Here is a 2,597-nt window from a genome sequence, read left to right on the forward strand (position 1 = left end):
GGCTCTTCTATAGACAGTAAACTTATAATATCTTCTCGTGAAAATTCCTCTTTCTGAAGAATTGACGAAATAATGCTCATGCCGAATTGTCCCCCAAATCCAATAATTTTCTCTCCAGCTCCCTTTGCTTACCGACATCCAGATCATACCACCCATATACAACTGCACCAGTATTCTGATTCAGTTGAATTCTTCTGGATGGAACGACTGCGATCTCTTTATTTGAAAAATCTCCTGAGAATCCCCATCTGCGCCCCTTTATTGCAGCAATCAGAATGGTTACACCGTAAGTTTTTTCGAGTAAACTTATTCCTTGACTCATGATCATTCCTGCTCGTTTAGAAATAGATATCCCGCTCACCCCTGGCTGTCCGTTGATAATGCTCAATAAATGTAGGATAGACATCAGGCATTTTGGTTTTTATCTGTTCAATTTCACGCAGGATAATAGTTTCTCCAATCTGCTTTGTTTCAGGACTCGCAAAATCATCAAGCCATTCTCTATAGGTAATAACAGCGTTTAATTTGCAGAACTTACCTTCTGCACCGCTTCTGAGCAGATCCATTATACATTGACCGGTTCTGCCACAACGATATCCGGCAGTACAGAAAGAAGTTATATACCCCATACCTGCCAGTTCCCGTACCACTTCATCCAGACTTCTGATATCACCTAAAATGAACTGTTGTCGACTAGCAAGCTGTTCCTTAGTTGATAAATCGTTATATGCGCCCAGACCAACATTGCTGGATGCATCAGTCTGAGTAATTCCCAGGGGAATCATTTCCCTGCGAATCCTGGCATTTTCCCTGGCTGTCAATATCATTCCGGTATAAGGAACTGCTAGCCTGAGAACGACAATCGCTTTACGGAAATCAGCATCGCTTACCTTGTACTTCAGATGGGAGACAAAGGGAGTGTTTTCTGCCGGTTCGATTCTGGGAAAAGAAATCGTATGAGGACCGATCCCAAACTTGCTTTCCAGCTCGATTGCATGTGCAAGTAATCCCATTACCTCAAACTTCCAATCATAAAGACCCAGCAACGCTCCGATTCCCACATCATCGATACCTGCTTCCAGAGCACGATGCATAGCATACAACCGCCACCTGAAGTTTCCTTTGAGGGTATTTGCAGGATGTACTGCTTTGTAGGTTTGTTTATGATAAGTTTCCTGGAAAATCTGATAAGTACCTATCCCGACTTCATTAAGTGACCTGAAATCCTCAATAGACAAAGGGGCTCCATTTACATTTACCCTGCGTATTGCACCATAAGCCCCACTGGACAAGGGAACTTTGACATCATAGATGGTCCGCAGAGTATCCATCATATATTGAGTATCAGATTCAGGATGTTCTCCATAAACCACGATCAGGCGCTTATGACCGATTGTACCAGCCAGCACTTCCACTTCCTTGCGAACCTCATCCATGGAGAGAACTCCCCTGCGAATAGCCTTATTGGTTTCTCTTAATCCGCAATAAAGGCAATTATTAACACAGGTAGTTGATAGATACAGTGGTGCAAATGTGACTATCCGGTTATCATAAACTTTCTTTTTGATAGCACCAGCAGCCTCTTCCATCTCCTGCCATAACTGTGGATCGGTGACATTGAGCAGGGTGGCGGTCTCCTGTAGAGTCAAAGTATTTATTTCCATCGATTTGGCAATTATCTCACGCACCTTTGAGGGATCTGCCGCTAAATTGCTTTTCAGATCATTTTCGATACTTTCATCATTTAGAAACTCAGTCCCGTCATTATTGAGATACCGGGTTATCTGGTCTTCTTTGATCTTGTTTTTCTTCCATTCCTGAATATCTACTGTCATATTAACACTCCTGTCTGTTATCTGTTTCTATGTCCGGTTTTTTCAGAATTAAAGGTTTCCAGAGCTGCAGGAAAAGGGGATAGTACCCTTTGCAGAACTCCCTGTAAAAACGAAATAGCTACTCCGTAATTGGTTATGGCGACACCTGCCTGTATTGCTTTTTGAATCCTTACCAGCATTTCCCTGCGGGTAAGCATACATGCTCCACAGTGTATTATCAGTTTATATTGAGAAAGATTCTCCGGATAATCTCTTCCACTGCACACATCAATCTGAAGCTCCTCACCACAATACTGTCTTAACCAGCGCGGAATCTTTACCCTTCCGATATCATCCTCTGCCGCATGATGTGTACAGGCTTCGGCAATCAACACTTTATCACCTGTGGAAAGCGAATCGATTGCCAATGCACCTTTGACCTCTTCACACAAATCCCCTTTGAATCGTGCAAACAAAATGGAAAATGTAGTACACGGTATCTCTATAGGTGTGTCTGCAACCATTTTCAAGACTACCTGAGAATCACACACCACAAGCCCGGGTGGATTCTTAAGAGATTGAAGAACAGAGCCATACTCCCTTTCTTTAACCACCAGCGTAGCAGCATCATTGTCCAGTGCATCCCTGATCGCCTGCACCTGAGGTAAAATCAATCTTCCCTTAGGCGCCTGAAGATCAATTGGGACAACCAATACTGCAATATCTCCAGGAGAAAGCAGATCGCCTACCAGCGAGGGTTGTCTCAATACCTCCTCAGGAACC

General features: G+C 43.4%; 3 protein-coding genes. All 3 read right to left on the minus strand.

Translation table 11 applies throughout. From position 1 onward, the window contains the following. Positions 1-76 precede the first annotated feature (76 nt). Positions 77-322 (minus strand): hypothetical protein, encoded by a 246-nt coding sequence (locus GX089_12115; GenBank protein NLP03233.1) that lies wholly within the window; start codon positions 320-322, stop codon positions 77-79. Between the two features lie 16 nt (positions 323-338). Then, positions 339-1,835 carry a [FeFe] hydrogenase H-cluster radical SAM maturase HydG gene (gene hydG, locus GX089_12120; GenBank protein ID NLP03234.1) on the minus strand — a complete coding sequence of 499 codons (1,497 nt, stop codon included), beginning with the start codon at positions 1,833-1,835 and terminating at the stop codon, positions 339-341. Between the two features lie 17 nt (positions 1,836-1,852). Continuing rightward, positions 1,853-2,597 (minus strand): [FeFe] hydrogenase H-cluster maturation GTPase HydF (gene hydF, locus GX089_12125; GenBank protein NLP03235.1); only part of this gene is annotated, 745 nt, incomplete at its 5' end.

The sequence above is a fragment of the Fibrobacter sp. genome (assembly GCA_012523595.1).
Taxonomy (GTDB): Bacteria; Fibrobacterota; Chitinivibrionia; order Chitinivibrionales; family Chitinispirillaceae; genus JAAYIG01.

Bases quoted from the DNA above. Each gene is read 5' to 3' on its own strand.
- hydG (NLP03234.1), bottom strand. From the start codon at position 1,835: ATGACAGTAGATATTCAGGAATGGAAGAAAAACAAGATCAAAGAAGAC.
- GX089_12115 (NLP03233.1), bottom strand. From the start codon at position 322: ATGAGTCAAGGAATAAGTTTACTCGAAAAAACTTACGGTGTAACCATT.